The sequence below is a fragment of the Actinoplanes regularis genome (assembly GCF_900188005.1).
In the GTDB taxonomy this organism is placed as follows: domain Bacteria; phylum Actinomycetota; class Actinomycetes; order Mycobacteriales; family Micromonosporaceae; genus Actinoplanes; species Actinoplanes regularis.
This window is the reverse complement of sequence record NZ_FZNR01000002.1, coordinates 38,992-56,426: the sequence shown is the minus strand read 5'-3', so window position 1 is coordinate 56,426 and position 17,435 is coordinate 38,992. Positions and strand designations below refer to the sequence as shown.

The following is a 17,435-nucleotide window of genomic DNA, read 5'->3' as shown; positions in this document are numbered from 1 at the left end:
GAAGAAGGTCGATGGCCATGCTTCACCGCTATCGCATCCTCGACGCCATCCTGGCGCTTCGGGAGTTCACCGTCAGCGACCTCGTGCGCTACAGCGGGGTCAAGGACAACACCGTCCGGACGGTGCTGAACCGGGAGGCTCGCCTCGTCGAGCGGGTCGGGGTCCGTGCCGACGGCCGCCGTGGCGGTCAGCAGATCCAGTACCGGCTGCGCCCGGACGCGGAGAACGAACTGATCGGGATACTGCGGAGTCTGGACGGTTTCGGCGCAAACCTTCCTCCGCGCGCGGAGAACCAGGAGGACGACCCGGTGATGCTGTCGCTCATAGCCGCAGAGAACGTCCTGCTGCGCCAGTTGCCGCAGGCGCCGCCCGGTGACCGGGAGGAACTGGTCCACCTGGCCGCGGCCGACTACCAGACCGTGCAGATGCTGGTCGCCGACGACGGTGGGGAGGCCGCGACCCACCGCAAGGTGGTCGAGCTGCTGTTGCGCCTGGCCGAGATCGAGCAGGAGGCGTTACGGCTCACCGCGCCGGCGCCCACCGGAGAGCAACGAGATCCGTCGTCACTGTGGGCGCCGCTCAGTCAGGACGGCGACAAGAAGATCGAAGCGATCGGTCGTGACCTGTACGCCCTGTTGCAGTCGCTGCCGGTGCTGGCGGACCGGCGATTGCTGCCGGACCTCATTCGCCGGATCAGCAACAGTCGTTTCGGACAGGCGATTCTCAGTGCCCGTTGAGGACTGACGAAATCAGTCGCAGCCGCCGTAGCCCATCGTGCGGAAATGCTTCTTGACGTTCTCCGGCACGCCCTCGCAGTAACCGCCGCTGCCGCCGGTGAAGTATCGCCACGATCCGGAGACGTAGTGGAAGGTCGCCACCTCGCTGTCGGAACGGGCGGCGAACCGTCCGGCGATCGCGTAGTCCTGGTAGCACTGCACGTCGCGCAACTCCAGCCCCGGGATGCGCCCGTACTTGTCCGTAACCACCTTCAGCAGGGTGTCCGCACTGACCGGGCAGCCCGCCGCGTGCGTCACGGCGACGGGCGGCGTGGTGGTGGTAGCGGGCGGCGCGGTGGTGGCGGTGGGCGGGCCGACCGGCGGCTGCGATGTGGTGGTGCCGCTGTCGCAGGCGGCGAGACCGGCGATCAGAAAGCCGCCCAGGACAAGGGCGGAAACTGCACGTGCGGACATTTTGTGGCTCCCCCGACGACGCGATTCCTGTCTGGAACCTAAAGCGACTCCGGGGTGTCTGTAATCATGCCTTCGTGCCATCCGGATCGTTTGTCGGCGGCAGCGATTTCCGGAGGTCGCGGCCACGACAGGGCGCCGACGCAGGCCGCCACGAGCGCGGCGGCGCCCACCACGATCGTCAGGCCGCCGACGAGGCTCGTCGCGCTCGCCACGAAGCCGATGATCGGCGGGCCGGCCAGCAGGCCGACGGTGCCGACCGAGGCGACCAGCGACAGGGTCTCCGGCGCGACCCGCGCGGCGGCGACGTAGATGCACGGCGTGACCGCCGCCATCCCCAGGCCGACCGAGGCGAAGCCGAGCAGAGCCGGTACCACGCCGCCGGCCAGCAGGGCGACGGCGAGCCCGGCGGCGGCCAGCGCCGCACCGGCGGTCACCACCGCCTGGTCACCCCAGCGCGATCGCCAGCGGTCGGCGAAGAGCCGGGTGACCAGCATGGTCCCGGCGAAGGCCGCGATTCCCATCGGGGTCAGCCCGGCCGGGGCGCCGGCCACGTCCCGCAGGTAGAGCGCCGACCAGTCGTTCATCGCCCCCTCGGTCAGCTCGGCGAAGACCATCGCCAGGGTGAGGAGCACGGTGACCCGGCCCGGGAGCCGCCATCGCGGGCTCTCCGGCGCGGCGGCCGGCTGCTGGTGGTCTTCGCGGAACGTCCCGTCGCGCGACAGCGCCAGCAGCGCCGCGAGGAGCACCGCGCCCACCGCGAAATGCACCCGCTGGCCGCCGCCGGCCGCCGTCACCGCGGCGGTCAGCAGCGCTCCGGCCAGGATGCCGCCGCTGAACACCGCGTGCAGCCGCGCCATGGTGTTGCGCTCGAAGGCGGCCTCCAGCGCGGCTCCCTGCGCGTTCATCGCGACGTTCAGGCAGCCGACGGCGAGGCCGTCGACGACGAGCACTACCAGGGCCACCGGGAAGCTGGGCGCGGCGGCGAGCCCGAGGAGCACGGCGAGCAGCACGAGCGCGGAGACCCCGGCCAGCCGGCGCGAACCCCACCGCCGCATCAGCCGGGCGACCAGGGGGTACGACACGGTGGCACCGATGCCCGGGGCGAGCAGGAAGAGGCCGACGTCCGCCTCGTCGAGGTGCAGCCGGTCCCGGAACGCCGGAATCTGCGACACCCAGGTGCTGTATTGGAAGCCCAGGAAGCAGAAGAGCGCGGCGATCGCCAGCCGCGACCGGTGGAACGACATGCTTTGATCGCCTTCACTCAGAGGGGCCGGGACATGTACGCCGCTCCCGGCCCGTAGGCCACCGGAGGCGTGATCCCGGGATGCGGGCGGAAGCCGTTGGCCGACCAGAAGAGCGCGCCGTCGCCCACCGCGACCAGCGAGATCAGGCGGTACGCCTGCCGCCGCGCCTCGGCCGTCAGATGGTGCAGCAGCCGCGTGCCCAGCCCGACCCGGCGATGGCCACGGGCGACGACCAGGTCGTGCAGGTGCAGGTTGTCCGAGGCGAAGGCGGTGGTGTCCGGATGGCTCAGGTCCGGGAAGTGGAACCGGGGGTAGGACAGCGCCAGCACGTAGCCCACGATGCGCCGGTCGGCGGCGAGCACGAACGACGTGTCCCGGCCGGCCCGGCTGGCCAGCGCGGCGGGGTCCTCGGAGAGGCCGCTCCCGGCGTACGTCTCGGTCTCGAGCGCGAGCACGCCCGGCCAGTCGTCGTCGGTGAGCGGCCGGGGGACCGGGTTCACCGCGCCCGGCCCGTCAGCGCGGCCGGCCCCGCCGCCTTGGCCGCGACGACCAGCGACCGCCAGGCGTCGATCAGGGTCGCGAACTCAGCCATGTCCCGCGCGGCCGCGTCGAGCAGTTCCTCGCGCCGGGGCGCCAGCCGCTCGGCGAAGACCGCGTACCGGCCGCCGAGCCTGCGGTACGCGTGGTCGAGTTCGTCGAGCCGGCGGACGTTGGGCGCGCGGTCCAGATCGACGCTCTCCCGGACGATGGCGGCGACCCGGTCGGCCCGGACCCGGTGATCGGCGTCCAGCAGGCGCTCGCCCTCGTCGCCCATCCGCTCGTAGATGACGTGCAGGTAGAGCATCGACAGGAAGAACTTCGCCAGCCGCAGGTGGTACGGGTGGAACGCGGCGTCGGTCTTGCGGTCGGGGGTGTGCCGGTTGATCACGTGCCGGTTGTGCAGCACGCCCGGCAGGCGGCTGTCAGGCACCAGATGGATGAGGAAGTAGTCGCTGCCGATCGTCTCGGTCATCGGCGGCAGCGGGATCTCCTCGTGGACCCGGTGGTAGCTGATGTTGCCCATGTCGACGCGCATCGGATCGACCAGGCAGAGCAGCGAGTCGTCCTGCTCGAAGACCTCCGAGTCAGCCCCGGCGAACGACTCCGCGACCAGGTCGCGCTTCTCCTGCTCGGTCGTCCCCTCGGCGGCCCACAGGCTGACGATGTCGTGGTAAGCCTGCTTGTCGAGCTGCCGGATCTCCTCGATGTCGACCGACAGCTCACCGACGTACGACGCGCCGGCGGTCACCACGGGCTTGCCGAGGTCGGCCGGGTCGAGGTCGACCCGGGACACGTCGGCGGCGACCTCGGCCGCCGGCCGTCCCAGCGCGGTCAGTTCGTGGTGGATCGGGTAGAGCGGGGCGCCGTGGTGCTGCTGGAACTCGATGTCCGAGTCCCGGCGGTGCACCGAGTCGCAGCCGAGCGCCGCCGCGATGAGGAAGGCGCGGTTGGTGCAGGCGCCGTAGGACACCCCCGCCGGCAGCATCAGCCCGGCGATCAGGTCCGGCTCGGGGTGGCCGGCGCCGGCGACGACCTCGGTCAGGAAGCGCCGCTGAGCCTCCTCGTCGAGGTGCAGCACGGTGACGTTCCGGGCGGGCGGCAGGGCGCGGACGGCGGCCGCGTGCCCGGCGCGGGTGGTCTCGCCGGTGGAGTCGAGGATCAGGAAGACGACCTCGACGTCGAAGTGCGCGGTGGCGTGGGCGGCCTCCGCCGCCATGGCCGCGATGGTGGCGGAGCACTCCCGGTGCGTGGGCAGGACCAGGCAGGCCTTGCGTACGTGGGCCGGTTCCGTGAAACCGTTGACCGAACCTGCGTGCATCCGTTTCTCCCCGTGCGCGGCGCATTTGTTCTGATCATGCAGCGCGGCCACGCTACCCACCTTCCGGTCACGGCTACCGGTCGGGGGTGCGAAATTCGCATCGATGCAGGTCGGCGGCGCGCCGGGCTCCTTCATGGAGCTTCGCGCCGATCTATAAGCGCCTTGACCTGCTGTGTTGCCGGATGAGAGCGCTTTCAGGTAACCTTCCTGCCAACTCTGTCGGATGTGGCGCCGAGGGCGACGCAATTAACCGATGATCTGTGCCGGAATTGAATTACGGCATTCTACGGACCGCTTTCCCGACTTAATCGTCGAAGACCGATTTCGATGATGTACGCGGATTCGGCGGAACCCGTGGCCGGCCGGAGCGGGTGTGCCGACCAGGGGCTTCGAGCGGCCCTCTACGCTGCCCGGATGGAATCGCTCGACTTGATCGGCTGGGCCGGATCGGCTCTGCTCGTCTGGTCTCTCCTGCAAAGCCGGCTGCTGCGCCTGAGAGCCCTCAACCTGCTCGGCTGCCTGGTGCTCATCGGCTTCAACGCCGCGCTCGGCGTCTGGCCGATGGTGGGGCTCAACGTCGTCCTCTGCGCGATCAACATCTGGTACCTGTGGCGGATGCTGGCGACCCGGCACGACGACAAGGCGTACCAGGTCGTGGAGGTGCGCACCGACGACGAGTTCCTCGGTCACGTCCTGCGGTCGCATCACGACGACATCGTGCGGTTCAACCCGACCTTCACCCCGGCGAGCCTCACCCGCCGTGACGCGGCGGCGTTCCTGGTGGCGAGCGGGGACGAGGTGGTCGGCGTGGTGGTGTTCCACGTGCTGGAGAGCGGTGTGGCCCAGGTGGATCTGGACTACGTCACCGAGCGGTACCGGGACTTCACGCCCGGCGAGTTCGTCTTCCGGCGGGACCGGTACTTCGTCGACCGTGGCTGCCGCACGGTGATCACCCCGCCCGCGATGCGGGCGCCGTACTACGACCGGCTGGGCTTCCAGCGCGACGGGGACTCGTACGTCCTGGAACTGGCCGGCGCGGCGCGGGGCTGATCAGGGGGCCGGCAGCTCAGCGCGGCGTGCGCGCCACTTGCTCGGGCTGTCGCCGAACCGGTGGCGGAACCAGCGAGTGAACGCGCTGGGCGCGGCGAAGCCGAGCAGGTCGGAGATCTCGGTCAGCCGGTAGCGCTCGTTCGACAGGTAGCGCTCGGCCAGCCCGGCCCGGACCAGGTCCACCGTCGAGGTGAAGGTCTCGCCCGAGGCGGCGAGGTGCCGGTGCAGCGTCCGCCGGTCCATGCCCAGAGTGCGGGCGACCTGTTCGGCACCGCAGCGTCCGGTCGGCAACAGCACCTCGACGAGTTCCCTGACCCGGTCGGCGGTGGTGATGTCGCGCTGCGCGGCCAGCGAATCGAGCATCTCGTCGCGCCGGCTGAACGACTCCGGGGCGGCGAGCACGTTCGGCGCGTCGAGGTCCTTGGCGTACAGCACCAGGCCGGTGAAGCCGTGGCCGAAGTGCACGCGCCCGCCCAGCAGCCGGTTGTAGGTGCTGACGTCATCCGGGGCGTCGTGCGTGAAGCACGCCGACAGCGGCTGCCACCGGCCGCCGACGACCTCGCGGATGATGCCGTGCAGGGCGCCCACCGCGAGCGCCTCGGCCTGCGCGGAGGGCGCCGGTTCCCCCATCTCGAACCACATCCGGATGGACGCGAGCCCTTCGGTCTCCACGAGCCGGATCCGGATCGCCTCGTTGTAGCTGAGCTCGTAGCGCATCAGCAGGCTCAGCGCGTCGCGCAGGGTGGTCTCTCCGCGCAGGGCGAGGCTCAGCGGGCCGAGCGTCGACAGCCGGCGGTACTCGGCCAGCCGGAGCCCGAAGTCGGCACGGCCGGACACCCGGGCGGAGAGCTCCAGCAACCGGGCGACGCGGACCACCGGCACCCATTTGTCGGGTGTCGCGAGGTCGGCCGGGTCGAGGTCGACGGCGCGCATCAGGGAGCCCGGATCGACTCCGAGGGACTCGGCGAGCTGCAGAAAGCCGCTGAGTGTTGCGTACCTGATACAGGGTTGCAAACTACCCCCTTCGATGTCCCCGAGGGGTAAGGAATGTGTCCCGTGGAGTAAAGCAGGTGACGGGCGTCACGCCTACTGTTTGCTGCATCACGGCACCGCGGGCGGCCTCGCCGCCCGGCGGCGAACATCGCCCATCCCCTGGAGGTACCTCGTGGCGAAGGCCATCCGCTTCTATGAGCCCGGTGCGCCGGAGGTCATGCGGTGGGAGTCGGTGGAGGTGGGTGAACCGGGTCCCGGCGAGGTCCGGGTCCGGCATCACGCGGTCGGCCTCAACTTCGCCGACACCTACTTCCGCAGCGGGCTCTACCCCGCCGCCCTGCCCGCCGGCATGGGAGTCGAGGGGGCCGGCGTCATCGAGGCGGTCGGTCCCGGCGTCGCGGACTTCGCCGTCGGCGACCGGGTCACCTACACCGGCAGCCCGCTCGGCGCGTACAGCACCAGCCGGGTGATGCCCGCCGCCCCGCTGATCAAGCTGCCGGACGCCATCTCGTTCGAGACCGCGGCCGCCATGACCATGCGCGGCCTGACCTCGGCGTACCTGCTTCGGCGGATCGCGACGCTGGCGCCGGGCGACACGGTGCTGCTGCACGCCGCGGCCGGCGGTGTCGGCCTGATCTTCACGCAGTGGGCGAGCCTGCTCGGCGTCAACGTGATCGGCACGGTCTCCACCGACGAGAAGGCCGAGATCGCCCGTGCCCACGGCTGCACGCACACCATCGTCTACCGGCGCGAGGACGTGGCCGCCCGGGTCCGCGAGCTGACCGACGGGGCCGGCGTGCCGGTGGTCTACGACAGCATCGGCGCGACGACGTTCCAGCAGTCCCTGAAGTCGCTGAAGCGCCGCGGACTGCTGGTCTGCTTCGGCACCTCGTCCGGCGCCGTGCCGCCCATCGACGCGATGCAACTGGCGATCCACGGCTCGCTCTTCGTCACCCGGCCGGCGCTGGCCGACTACATCGCGGACGAGAGCGAGCGGGCGGCGCTCGCCGGTGAGCTCTTCGAGCACGTCTCGTCGGGCCGGATCAAGATCCAGATCAACCAGCGGTACCCGCTCGACCAGGCCGTACAGGCACATCACGACCTGGAGGCCGGCCGCAGCATCGGCTCCTCGGTCTTCTCCCTGGACACCATCACCGATTGACATCCCGATTCTTGAGGGAGGCACACATGCAGGACACCATCGCCCAGACCGCCGAGCAGGTGGCGGCAGTGGAGAGCCCGTTCGAGGTGCACCCGTTGACGGTGCACATCGGCGCCGAGTTGCGGGGCGTGGATCTGGCCGAGGTCTCGCGCAGCGACGAGTTGTTCGGCGAGCTGCGGTCACTGCTGCTGCGTTACAAGGTGCTGTTCGTCCGGGATCAGGACATCAGCCGGGCCGAGCACGTGGCCCTCGCGGAGCGGTTCGGGCCCCTCGAGGACCACCCGGTGGCCGGCAGCGACCCCGATCACCCGGGTCTGGTGCGCATCTACAAGGACCTGGACAGCCCGGCGGAACACTACGAGAACGCCTACCACTGCGACGCGACCTGGCGCGAGGCCCCGCCGCTGGGCTGCGTGCTGCGGATGGTCGAGGGCCCGGCGGTCGGTGGCGACACGATCTGGGTGAACATGGCCGAGGCGTACCGGCGGCTGCCCGAAGAGGTCAAGGCCCGGATCGAGGGCCTGCGGGCGCGGCACAGCATCGAGGCGAGCTTCGGGGCGAACATGCCGATCGAGCAGCGGCTCGCGCTGCACGAGCGGTTCCCCGACGCCGAGCACCCGGTGGTCCGCACGCACCCGGAGACCGGCGAGAAGGTGCTGTTCGTCAACGCCTTCACCACGCACTTCACCAACTTCCACACCCCGGCGAACGTGCGGTTCGGGTTCGACTACACCCCCGGCGGCAGCGAACTGCTCAACTACCTGATCCGTCAGGCCGCCGTCCCGGAGTATCAGGTCCGCTGGCGCTGGACCCGCAACAGCTTCGCGATCTGGGACAACCGCAGCACCCAGCACTACGCCGTACAGGACTACTGGCCCGCCGTCCGCAAGATGGAACGCGCCGGGGTCATCGGCGACAAGACGTTCTGAGCCCATCCCCGGACAGGAGAACCCCTCATGCATTTCCTCGACGACTCGCTGTGGCCGGAGAACCAGGAGAAGCTGGTCATCACCGCCGCGCCGTACGGCCCCGAGTGGGAGCCGGGTGACTTCCCCGAGGACATCCCGGTGACGATGGACCAGCAGGTCCAGACCGCGGTCGACTGCTACAACGCCGGCGCGACGGTGCTGCACATCCACGTGCGCGAGCTCAACGGCAAGGGCTCCAAGCGGATGTCGATGTTCAACGAGCTGCTCGGCCGGCTGCGCGAGGCCGTACCGGACATGATCCTGCAGATCGGTGGCTCGATCTCCTTCACCCCGGAGAACGACGGTGAAGCGGCCAAATGGCTCGAGGACGAGGCCCGCCACCTGCTGACCACCCTGGACCCGGCGCCGGACCAGGTCACCATCGCCATCAACACCAGCCAGATGAACATCGTGGAGTTGATGACCGCCGACGACATCGCCGGCACCTCCTTCGAGCGTCCCGCGCTGCACGAGGCGTTCCGCAACATGGTCGTCCCGGCCGAGCCGGCCTGGGTCGAGGAGCACCTCAAGCGGCTGCGCGCGGCCGGCATCCAGCCGCACTTCCAGCTCGCCCACAGCGCGCAGCTGGAGACCGTCGAGCGCCTGATCCGCCGGGGCGTCTACACCGGCCCGCTCAACATCAGCTGGGTCGCGATCGGTGGCGGCTTCGACGGTCCGAACCCGTACACCATGATGGACTTCGTCCGCCGGGTGCCCGACGGCGCGTCGCTGACCATGGAATCGATCATGCGCGCGGTGCTGCCGATCAACACCATGGGCATCGCCATGGGCCTGCACACCCGCTGCGGTAACGAGGACAACCTCTGGTACGCCAAGGGCGAGAAGATGACCTCGGTCAAGCAGGTCGAGCAGCTGGTCCGGATCGCCGGAGAGCTGGGCCGCAAGGTCGCCGACGGCAAGGAAGCCCGCGACATCTACAAGATCGGCGAGTACTGGGACAGCGCCGACGAAGCCCTCGCGAAGCTCGGTTACGCACCCAACCGCAAGCCCGGCCAGGTCGGCTTCACCTTCCACGCCTGAGCCCGAATCCGCCCGTCCGCTCGCGTGGGGTGCGCCGTGTCGTACCCCACGCCTTCACCCCCTTCTGGTCTCACATAGCACTTTCCCCTCCCGGCTCATTCTTGGAGCGAGCATGGCCTTGCCAATCAGTGCGGGCGTCGTGGCCCCGGCCTCCCCCCTCTCCCGGGTCTCCCGGGTCTTCCCGTGGGTCGTCTTCACGCTCACTTTCGGGCTCCTGCTGTCGGACTACATGTCCCGGCAGGTTCTGTCGGCGGTGTTCCCGTTCCTGAAGGAGGAATGGGGGCTCACCGACACTCAGCTGGGCAGCCTGACCAGCATCGTCGCGCTCACCGTCGGCATCCTCGCGGTACCGCTGTCGCTGGTCGGCGACCGCTGGGGACGCGTCCGGGCGATCGTCGTCATGGCGGTGGTGTGGAGCCTCGCCACGCTCGGCTGCGCGCTCGCCGCCGGCTACGGGCACCTGCTCGCGTCCCGCCTGCTCATCGGCGTCGGCGAGGCCGCGTACGGCAGCGTCGGTCTCGCGGTCGTCCTCGCGGTCTTCTCCGCGAAGCGGCGCGCCTCGCTCACCGGCGCCTTCATGGCCGCCGGTTCGTTCGGCTCCGTGCTCGGCGTCGCCCTCGGCGGCGTGCTCGCCACCCACTTTGGCTGGCGCTGGGCGTTCGCGGTGATGGGCATCTTCGGCCTGGTGCTCGCCGGCCTGTACTGGGCCATGATCAATGAGCGGAAGCTGACCGCCCACAAGATCGACGACGGCGTCGAGAGCGGGCCGTCGCTGGCCGCCGGCGAGCAGCGCGCCCGCCTGGCCACGCTCTTCTCCACCCCCGCGGTGGTCTTCGCGTACCTCGGCGGCGGGCTGCAGCTCTTCATCACCGGCTCGCTCTTCGCCTGGCTGCCCAGCTACTTCAACCGGGCGTACGACATGGCCCCGGACCGGGCGGCGAAGGTCGCCGCCCTGTACATCCTGATCATCGGGGCCGGCATGGTCGTATGCGGCATGATCACCGACCGCGTCGGACAGACCCGGCCGGTCGGCAAGTGGACCGTGGCCATCGTCTTCGGCGCCCTGACGCTGGCCTTCCTCGGCGCGGGCTTCGCGATGCAACCGGGCGGACCGCAGAAGCTGCTGCTCGCGGTGGGCTGCTTCTTCGCCGCCGGTACGACCGGACCCACCGGCGCGATGGTGGCCCGGCTGACCCACGAATCGATCCGGGCCACCGCGTTCGGCACCCTCACGTTCTTCAACAACGTGCTCGGCCTGGCCGCCGGTTCGCTGGTGACCGGCATTCTCGCCGACCGGTTCGGCCTGGAGACCGCCATGCGGTACGTCCCGCTGGTGGCCGTGGTCGCCGTCGTCCTGCTGATCGCGGGACGGCAGACCTACCCGTCCAGCATCCGGCGGCTCGAGCCCGCGACCGTCGCCGACGCCCCGAACGGCGACCCGGCGTGATCCCCGGCCCGGGCACGACGATCATCACGGTGCCCGGGCTCCGCGGGCACGTACCCGACCACTGGCAGACCCTGCTGGGCGCCAGCCGGCCCAACGTACGTCCGGTCGTCCCGCTCGGGCGGGAGAACCCGAGCCTGGACGAGCGGGTGAAGGCCCTGCAACTCGCGGTCGAGACGGCCGGTGGACCGGTGGTGATCGTGGCGCACAGCGCCGGGGTGATCGCCACCGTCCACTGGGCCGCCCGCCACGCCTGGACCGACGGCCGGGCCCGGCAGGTTCGCGGCGCCCTGCTGGCCACCCCGCCGGACCTGGCGGCCCCGCTACCCGACCCGTACCCGTCGCTCGCCACCCTGGCCGAACACGGCTGGCTGCCGATACCCCGGCTGCCACTGCCGTTCCCCAGCATCGTGGCGGCCAGCTCCGACGACTCGCTCGGCGATCCGGCACGGGTCCGCGCCCTCGCCGACGCCTGGGGCAGCCGCCACCACGAGCTCGGCGCCGTGGGCCACCTCAATCCGGCATCCGGCTACGGCGCCTGGCCCGGCGCCGAACCGCTGATCAACGAACTCGACCACGTGAAGGCACTGCCATGATCCTCAACCTCGCCACCCTGCTGGAAGACAGCGCCCGACGGCACCCGGACCGCGACGCGGTCGTGCTCGGCGACACCCGGTTGTCGTACGCCGACGTCGACCGGACCGCCGGCCAGGTGGCCGGCCTCCTGGCGGAGCTCGGCGTCCAGCCGGGCGACCGGGTCGCGCTGTCCTGCCCGAACCTGCCGTACTTCCCGATCGCCTACTACGGCATCCTCAAGGCCGGCGCGGTGGTCGTCCCGCTCAACGTGCTGCTCAAGGGCCGGGAGATCGCCTACCACCTGGCCGACTCGCAGGCCAAGGCGTACCTGTGCTTCGAGGGGACCGCCGAGCTGCCGATGGGAACCGAGGGCTTCGCCGGCTTCGAGCAGACGCCCGGGTGCGAGCAGTTCCTGCTGATCACCGCCGACCCGGCGGCCGACAGCCCGATCGAGGGCGCGCGGACGCTCGGCCAAGCGCTCGCCGGCCGGTCCGGCACCTTCGACACGGTGGCCACCGGCGGGACCGACACCGCGGTCATCCTCTACACCAGCGGTACGACCGGGCAGCCGAAGGGAGCCGAGCTCTCGCACGCCAACCTGGTGTTCAACGCGCTCACCTGCAACCGGCTGTTCGGCAACCTCGCCACCGACCACGAGCGGCACCTGATCACGCTGCCGCTGTTCCACTCGTTCGGCTCGACCGTGCAGATGAACGCCGGTTTCGCGGTCGCCTCCACGCTGGTGCTGCTGCCCCGCTTCCAGGCGGAGCAGGCGGTGGAGCTGCTGCAGCGGGAGAAGATCACCTTCTTCGCCGGGGTGCCGACGATGTACTGGGGCCTGCTCGGCGCGCTGCGTGAGGGCGTCGACGTCGAGGAGATCGCCCGCAACATGCGGGTGGCCGTCTCGGGCGGCGCGTCCCTCCCGGTGGAGATCATCAACCAGTTCCGCGAGCGGTTCGGGGTGCAGATCCTCGAGGGGTACGGGCTGTCGGAGACCTCGCCCGTGGCCACGTTCAGCGACCCGGAGCGCGAGCCCCGGCCCGGCTCCATCGGCGTCCCGATCTGGGGTGTCGAGGTGAAGCTGATCGACGACGACTGGAAGACCGTCGAGGGCGCGGACCAGGTCGGCGAGATCGCGATCCGCGGCCACAACATCATGAAGGGCTACTACCGCCGGTCGGAGGCGACCGCCGAGGTGATGCGCGACGGCTGGTTCCGCACCGGCGACCTGGCCCGGCGGGACGCGGACGGCTTCTACTACATCGTCGACCGCGCGAAGGACATGATCATCCGGGGCGGCTTCAACGTGTACCCCCGGGAGATCGAGGAGGTGCTGCTCACCCACCCGGCGGTGTCGCTCGCCGCCGTCATCGGGGTGCCGCATTCCTGCTACGGCGAAGAGGTCAAAGCGTTCGTGATCCGGGCCGGCGAGATCACCGAGGAGGAGTTGATCGCCTGGTGCCGCGAGACCATGGCGGCCTACAAGTACCCCCGCGTGGTCGAGTTCGTCGACGAACTGCCGATGACGGCGACCGGCAAGATCCTCAAGCGTGAGCTGGCCGGCCGCTGACCTGGCTGTTTGAGGGTTGCATCGCACCGAACTGCTGACATCGAGGGAAAGTTTAACCCGAGAGTTCAACGATACCGTTCAGGGAATGAATGCTTCCATCAAAGCCGCCGTTCAGGTCGTCGACGCTACCGCGGTCATGGGGACGCTCAGGGCCAGGCCACGACTGCTGGCCCTGGGCGAACCCACCCACGGGGAGGAGATCCTGCTCGAGGTCCGCAACGACCTCTTCCGGGAACTCGTCGAGCGGGAGGGCTACCGGACGATCGCGATCGAGAGCGACTGCCTGATGGGCCTCGTCGTGGACGACTACGTCACCTCGGGCACGGGCACCCTCGACGAGGCCATGGCGCGCGGCTTCAGCCACGGATGGGGCGAGTTCGAGGGCAACCGCGAGCTGGTGCGCTGGATGCGTACGTACAACGACGGCCGGCCCGATTCCGAGCGGCTGCGCTTCGCCGGTGTCGACGGCCCGCTGGAGATCACCGGCGCCGCGAGTCCCCGGCCCGTCCTCACCGCACTCCACGACTACCTGGCCGCCCGGGTCGACGCCGGCCTGCTGCCCTGCACCGCGGAGACACTCGACCGGCTGCTCGGCGCCGACGACCGGTGGACCGACCCCGGGGCGATGATGGACCCGTCCCGGTCGGTGGGGCAGACGCCGGAGGCGGCACGGTTGCGGCTGCTCGCCGACGACCTGGTGGCCCTGCTCGACTGGCAGACGCCACACCTGATCACGGCGTCCACATCGGACGAGTGGGACTGGGCGCGCCTGTACGGTCGCACCGCCACCGGGCTGCTGCGGTACCACTACTGGCTGGCCGACACCTCGCCGAGCCGCCTGATCCGGCTGCTCAGCGTGCGGGACACGATGATCGCCGCCAATCTGCTCGCCGTCGCCGAGCGGGGCCCGACGCTGGTGCACGCCCACAACAGCCATCTGCAGCGGGACAGGAGCAGCATGTGGATGGCCGGGGCCCGGCAGGAATGGTGGAGCGCCGGGGCGATCGTCGGCGCCCGGCTGGGGGAGGAGTACGCCTTCCTGGCCACGGCCCTCGGCACGATCCGCCACCACGGTGTGCAGACGCCGCCCCCGGACACCGTCGAGGGAATGCTGTATGCCCTCCCGGAGGACCGGTACCTCGTCGACCCGGGACGGCTGGCGGCGGCCCTCGGGGACCTGACGCCCGCTCCCCGGGTCTCGCCCTGGTTCGGCTACGCCCCACTGAACCCGGCCCACCTGGCGAGCATCGACGCGCTGATGTTCGTCAAGGACAGCGACAGATCTTCCTTGAGGATGTGACGTCAACCAGGCCGGCGGTGCGTGCGAACGCCCGCACCGCCGGGACTGTGCTAGTTGCGGTAGCGGAACAGGATCCGGCCTCGGGTCAGGTCGTACGGGCTGAGTTCGACGAGCACCCGGTCGTACGGCAGGATCTTGATGTAGTTCTTGCGGATCTTTCCGCTGATGTGGGCCAGGACCTTGTGGCCGTTCTGGAGCTCCACCCGGAAGGTGGCGTTCCGCAGGCACTCGAGGACGGTGCCCTCGAGTTCGATGCCGTTCGACGTTCTAGCCATGATCAGTTCCTCTTTCGTCAGGGTCAGCGAAGGACCAGTTCGAGGTTGCCGCCGGTGCGCCGGCCGCCGACGCCCGCGAAGAGGGCCGTGGCGGCCACGTTGGACTCGGTCACCTCGGCCGCCGCCGTCTGTTTGCCGATGTGGTGCAACGCGCCCAGCGCGTGGGCCAGCAGCGCCCGGGCGATGCCGCGGCGCTGGTGACCGGCGAGGACGGCGATCAGCCCGATCCGTGGCAGCCGGGTCACCATCGCGATCCGCAGCAGGCCCACGTATCGGCCGGACTCTACCGCCACGGCGCATTTCGACGGGTCCAGCACGGGGCGGGCCAGCACCTCGGCCGGCATGTCCGGCCATCCGGGGCCGGCGTCGACCTCGTCACGGATCGCGCGGTCCAGAGCGTGCAGCGGGGCCTGTTCCGCGCTGCCGAAGGCCTTGATCGTCACACCGGTCGGCGGCGGGACCGAGTCGAGGCCGGTGACGCGTGGATCGGTGGGCACGGCGTACTCCCACTCCCGGCGCCGTACCGTGAAGCCGGCTCGCCGCCACCGGGCGGTCAGGTCGAGGTCGGCCTCGTCGACCACCGTATGCAGCGGCCTCGGCAACGCCGCCAGCATGGCTGCGGCCAGCCGGTCGAACGCCACGTCGTGCCAGGCGTCGATGCTGACGAACATTCGCCCGTCGGGCCGGCGCGACGCCTCGCCGCGGCCGACCACCAGGTCGTCCTCCAGGGCATGCCACTGCCCGGGCGCGACGCGCGAGAGCAGCACGGCGTCGCTGAATTCAACAGGACTCATGAATCGGTGCCTTTCGGGGATCGCCTTGTCGGGGGCGCTCCCGGCGACACCTAGGTCACTGGCCGGTCCGTGACAACGAGGGGGAGCACCCACATCGAACAACGTTCACGGGTCTCACCTCCTCAAGCAGTGTCACGGCGCGAGGGAAGCTACCAGCCGCCCGCGTTCCAGGCCAATCATTTTCGCGGCCGGCCCGGCCAGCACGGGCTGGCCGGGCCGCTGCGGACTCAGTAGGCGGCCACCAGCCAGCGCGCCTTGTAGTACGACGGGCCGGTGCCCGAACCGCCGGTCGTCTGAGTCGCCCCCGAGACGAAGGTGACCTTCGTGGAGGTGCCCTCAGGCTCGTCCGCCCAGATCATGGCGACCCTGCCGGAGCCGGGCTCCGTGTCGACGCTCTTGGCCAGCCGATTCGCGTTGATCGACGCGACGCCCGGGTAGTCACCGCACCAGCGGCTGCCGACCTCGGCGCTGGCCGGGTCCGGCCACCGCGTCGCCGTGCCCGTTACCCCACAGCTCGCGGTGGCCGACTTGGAGAACTGCACGACTCCACCGTTCGTGGCGACCCAGAGCCGGTCGGGGTCGCCCGGGACCGAGTTCAGGTCGTGTCCGTACGCCGGGGTGGTCGCCGTGAACGTGGTCTGCGGCGGCAGCGGGTACGCGGTGTCCTGCTCGATCGCCCCGGTGCCCGCGGTGTACCGGTACTTGACGAGCTCGGTGTTACCGATGGCCCACAGCCACGGACCGGTCGGGTCGTACAGCACCTGGTGGGCGCCGGGCAGTTCGACGTCCACCACCGGCTTCGTGCCGGCCGTCCAGTTGACGCCCTGCGCGGCCGTGAACACCTGCAACCGGCCGCTGCGGGCCAGCGCCACCGCCACGTTTCCGTCGGGCATGAGCTCGGCGCCGTGGATGTTCGAAAGGCCGCTCCCGCCGACGTTGATCGCCCATTTGCGCCCGGCCAGCGCGGGGTAGGGGATGACGCCGACGAAGCCGCTGCTGTTGTCGGCCACCACCATCACCTGACCGGACCCGTAGAGACCGGCCGGGCGGAGCTTGACGTCCACACCGCCGCCGAACGCCCCGCCCGCGAGCAGGGAGCTGTCGGTGATCGAGTGATAGGTGTCCGGCGCCCACCGCTGGAACGGGCCCTTGGCGAACGCGTTCGCGTCCGAGCCGTCGTAGAGTTCGATGTGCTTCGACCCGCCGTTGGTGGTGGCGAGCACCGGACGCGTCGAATTGAACCGGATCTCCAGAGTGGGGATGTGGTAGGCGATGCTGCACGGTCCGGCGGCCGCCTGCGTACCCGGATTCATGGAGCAGAAGTCCTTGTACGCCTTCGTCTCGCTCTCGCCGGCGGACAGCCGGATCCCGTTGTTGGCCAGATCGCCGGAGACCCAGGCGCGGACCATCGCGGTCACGTCCAGCCGATTGAGGCCGTCGGACGTCGAGGGGTCCACGAAGTTCGGGTGGTCCTGGCAGCCGTTGGCGTTGCCGATGCCGAACTTCGCGGCCGCCTGCAGGCCGGTGTTCGAGCTCACGGCGGGCTGGCTGGCCCAGGTGACGGTCGTCTGGTTCCACTTGGCCGTGATCGGCGTGGCGTACATCCACCATCCGTCGCAGGAACCGGTGTAGGAGTTGTACAGGCGCAGCGACGCGCTCTCGATGCTTGCCCCCGCCAGCTTCGAGAGGTCGAACTGCATCAGCGATCGGTACTTCGTCGTCCCGTTGTCCGGCGTTCCGATGTGCAGGAACGCCCCACGGCTGTTGTCGGTGTTGTTGACGTTGCTGATGAACGTGTCCTGCACCCGCGTCACCAGGTTCTGCGGACCGCTCTGCACCAGCGGCGATTCCGTGCTCGTGGTGGTCGCGGCGACCGGCGCCGGCGTGGGAGACCGGTCACCACCGGTCCTCGTGACGGCCGTTGCCGCGACCAGCGCCACGGCGAGGAGAAGGTGAGGGGTCATGGCAAG

The 17,435-nt window shown here is 70.2% G+C and carries 17 protein-coding genes; 9 read left to right on the top strand and 8 right to left on the bottom strand.

All coding sequences use genetic code 11. The features are described from left to right. Nucleotides 1-11 precede the first annotated feature (11 nt). Nucleotides 12-737, top strand: coding sequence for a MarR family transcriptional regulator (locus CHC09_RS05550; protein WP_089291911.1), 726 nt, complete (start codon nt 12-14; stop codon nt 735-737). Between the two features lie 12 nt (nt 738-749). On the opposite strand, the gene CHC09_RS05545 is transcribed toward CHC09_RS05550, so the two are convergent. Genes CHC09_RS05545 through CHC09_RS05530 form a run of 4 tightly spaced genes read right to left on the bottom strand, consistent with a single transcriptional unit; the run spans nt 750 to nt 4,292 of the window. Then, a complete protein-coding gene (locus tag CHC09_RS05545; protein ID WP_089291910.1) occupies nt 750-1,190 on the bottom strand; it encodes a hypothetical protein in 441 nt (146 codons plus the stop codon). 38 nt (nt 1,191-1,228) lie between these two features. Further along, nucleotides 1,229-2,434 carry an MFS transporter gene (locus CHC09_RS05540; protein WP_089291909.1) on the bottom strand — a complete coding sequence of 402 codons (1,206 nt, stop codon included), beginning with the start codon at nt 2,432-2,434 and terminating at the stop codon, nt 1,229-1,231. Between the two features lie 17 nt (nt 2,435-2,451). Further along, nucleotides 2,452-2,934: a GNAT family N-acetyltransferase gene (locus CHC09_RS05535; protein WP_089291908.1), complete on the bottom strand. Its 483-nt coding sequence runs from the start codon at nt 2,932-2,934 to the stop codon at nt 2,452-2,454. Beyond that, nucleotides 2,931-4,292: a DUF6271 family protein gene (locus tag CHC09_RS05530; protein ID WP_089292585.1), complete on the bottom strand. Its 1,362-nt coding sequence runs from the start codon at nt 4,290-4,292 to the stop codon at nt 2,931-2,933. The genes CHC09_RS05535 and CHC09_RS05530 overlap by 4 nt, the downstream gene beginning before the upstream one ends. A gap of 414 nt (nt 4,293-4,706) precedes the next feature. Between CHC09_RS05530 and CHC09_RS05525 the strand changes: the two genes are divergently transcribed. Continuing rightward, nucleotides 4,707-5,342 carry a hypothetical protein gene (locus tag CHC09_RS05525; protein ID WP_089292584.1) on the top strand — a complete coding sequence of 212 codons (636 nt, stop codon included), beginning with the start codon at nt 4,707-4,709 and terminating at the stop codon, nt 5,340-5,342. Here CHC09_RS05525 and CHC09_RS05520 read toward each other — a convergent pair whose 3' ends face one another. Beyond that, nucleotides 5,343-6,356, bottom strand: coding sequence for an AraC family transcriptional regulator (locus CHC09_RS05520; protein ID WP_089291907.1), 1,014 nt, complete (start codon nt 6,354-6,356; stop codon nt 5,343-5,345). A 151-nt stretch (nt 6,357-6,507) separates the two neighbouring features. Between CHC09_RS05520 and CHC09_RS05515 the strand changes: the two genes are divergently transcribed. The 7 genes from CHC09_RS05515 to CHC09_RS05485 all read left to right on the top strand — a co-directional run bounded on the left by CHC09_RS05515 (nt 6,508) and on the right by CHC09_RS05485 (nt 14,396). After that, nucleotides 6,508-7,497 carry a quinone oxidoreductase family protein gene (locus CHC09_RS05515; RefSeq protein ID WP_089291906.1) on the top strand — a complete coding sequence of 330 codons (990 nt, stop codon included), beginning with the start codon at nt 6,508-6,510 and terminating at the stop codon, nt 7,495-7,497. A gap of 26 nt (nt 7,498-7,523) precedes the next feature. Beyond that, nucleotides 7,524-8,426: a TauD/TfdA dioxygenase family protein gene (locus tag CHC09_RS05510; RefSeq protein ID WP_089291905.1), complete on the top strand. Its 903-nt coding sequence runs from the start codon at nt 7,524-7,526 to the stop codon at nt 8,424-8,426. 27 nt (nt 8,427-8,453) lie between these two features. Beyond that, the gene (locus tag CHC09_RS05505) at nt 8,454-9,506 is read left to right on the top strand and encodes a beta-keto acid cleavage family enzyme (protein WP_089291904.1); all 1,053 of its coding nucleotides are present in this window, start codon (nt 8,454-8,456) and stop codon (nt 9,504-9,506) included. A 112-nt stretch (nt 9,507-9,618) separates the two neighbouring features. Then, on the top strand, nt 9,619-10,953 hold the full coding sequence (locus CHC09_RS05500) for an MFS transporter (protein ID WP_089291903.1): 1,335 nt from the start codon (nt 9,619-9,621) through the stop codon (nt 10,951-10,953). After that, nucleotides 10,950-11,546 carry an RBBP9/YdeN family alpha/beta hydrolase gene (locus CHC09_RS05495; protein ID WP_203833430.1) on the top strand — a complete coding sequence of 199 codons (597 nt, stop codon included), beginning with the start codon at nt 10,950-10,952 and terminating at the stop codon, nt 11,544-11,546. The genes CHC09_RS05500 and CHC09_RS05495 overlap by 4 nt, the downstream gene beginning before the upstream one ends. After that, complete coding sequence (locus CHC09_RS05490; protein ID WP_089292582.1) at nt 11,546-13,096, top strand: long-chain-fatty-acid--CoA ligase; 1,551 nt, start codon at nt 11,546-11,548, stop codon at nt 13,094-13,096. Before CHC09_RS05495 ends, CHC09_RS05490 begins: the two co-directional genes overlap by 1 nt. An 85-nt stretch (nt 13,097-13,181) precedes the next feature. After that, complete coding sequence (locus CHC09_RS05485) at nt 13,182-14,396, top strand: erythromycin esterase family protein (RefSeq protein ID WP_089291902.1); 1,215 nt, start codon at nt 13,182-13,184, stop codon at nt 14,394-14,396. 50 nt (nt 14,397-14,446) lie between these two features. Here CHC09_RS05485 and infA read toward each other — a convergent pair whose 3' ends face one another. The 3 genes from infA to CHC09_RS05470 all read right to left on the bottom strand — a co-directional run bounded on the left by infA (nt 14,447) and on the right by CHC09_RS05470 (nt 17,429). Further along, nucleotides 14,447-14,671, bottom strand: a complete 225-nt coding sequence (gene infA / locus CHC09_RS05480) for a translation initiation factor IF-1 (RefSeq protein ID WP_089291901.1) — start codon at nt 14,669-14,671, stop codon at nt 14,447-14,449. Between the two features lie 23 nt (nt 14,672-14,694). Then, nucleotides 14,695-15,465 (bottom strand): GNAT family N-acetyltransferase, encoded by a 771-nt coding sequence (locus CHC09_RS05475; RefSeq protein ID WP_089291900.1) that lies wholly within the window; start codon nt 15,463-15,465, stop codon nt 14,695-14,697. Between the two features lie 227 nt (nt 15,466-15,692). Beyond that, nucleotides 15,693-17,429, bottom strand: a complete 1,737-nt coding sequence (locus tag CHC09_RS05470) for a DUF6528 family protein (RefSeq protein ID WP_089291899.1) — start codon at nt 17,427-17,429, stop codon at nt 15,693-15,695. Between the last annotated feature and the right edge of the window lie 6 nt (nt 17,430-17,435).

Bases quoted from the DNA above. Each gene is read 5' to 3' on its own strand.
- CHC09_RS05550 (WP_089291911.1), top strand. From the start codon at position 12: ATGGCCATGCTTCACCGCTATCGCATCCTCGACGCCATCCTGGCGCTT.
- CHC09_RS05545 (WP_089291910.1), bottom strand. From the start codon at position 1,190: ATGTCCGCACGTGCAGTTTCCGCCCTTGTCCTGGGCGGCTTTCTGATC.
- CHC09_RS05540 (WP_089291909.1), bottom strand. From the start codon at position 2,434: ATGTCGTTCCACCGGTCGCGGCTGGCGATCGCCGCGCTCTTCTGCTTC.
- CHC09_RS05530 (WP_089292585.1), bottom strand. From the start codon at position 4,292: ATGCACGCAGGTTCGGTCAACGGTTTCACGGAACCGGCCCACGTACGC.
- CHC09_RS05525 (WP_089292584.1), top strand. From the start codon at position 4,707: ATGGAATCGCTCGACTTGATCGGCTGGGCCGGATCGGCTCTGCTCGTC.
- CHC09_RS05510 (WP_089291905.1), top strand. From the start codon at position 7,524: ATGCAGGACACCATCGCCCAGACCGCCGAGCAGGTGGCGGCAGTGGAG.
- CHC09_RS05505 (WP_089291904.1), top strand. From the start codon at position 8,454: ATGCATTTCCTCGACGACTCGCTGTGGCCGGAGAACCAGGAGAAGCTG.
- CHC09_RS05500 (WP_089291903.1), top strand. From the start codon at position 9,619: ATGGCCTTGCCAATCAGTGCGGGCGTCGTGGCCCCGGCCTCCCCCCTC.
- CHC09_RS05485 (WP_089291902.1), top strand. From the start codon at position 13,182: ATGAATGCTTCCATCAAAGCCGCCGTTCAGGTCGTCGACGCTACCGCG.
- infA (WP_089291901.1), bottom strand. From the start codon at position 14,671: ATGGCTAGAACGTCGAACGGCATCGAACTCGAGGGCACCGTCCTCGAG.
- CHC09_RS05475 (WP_089291900.1), bottom strand. From the start codon at position 15,465: ATGAGTCCTGTTGAATTCAGCGACGCCGTGCTGCTCTCGCGCGTCGCG.
- CHC09_RS05470 (WP_089291899.1), bottom strand. From the start codon at position 17,429: ATGACCCCTCACCTTCTCCTCGCCGTGGCGCTGGTCGCGGCAACGGCC.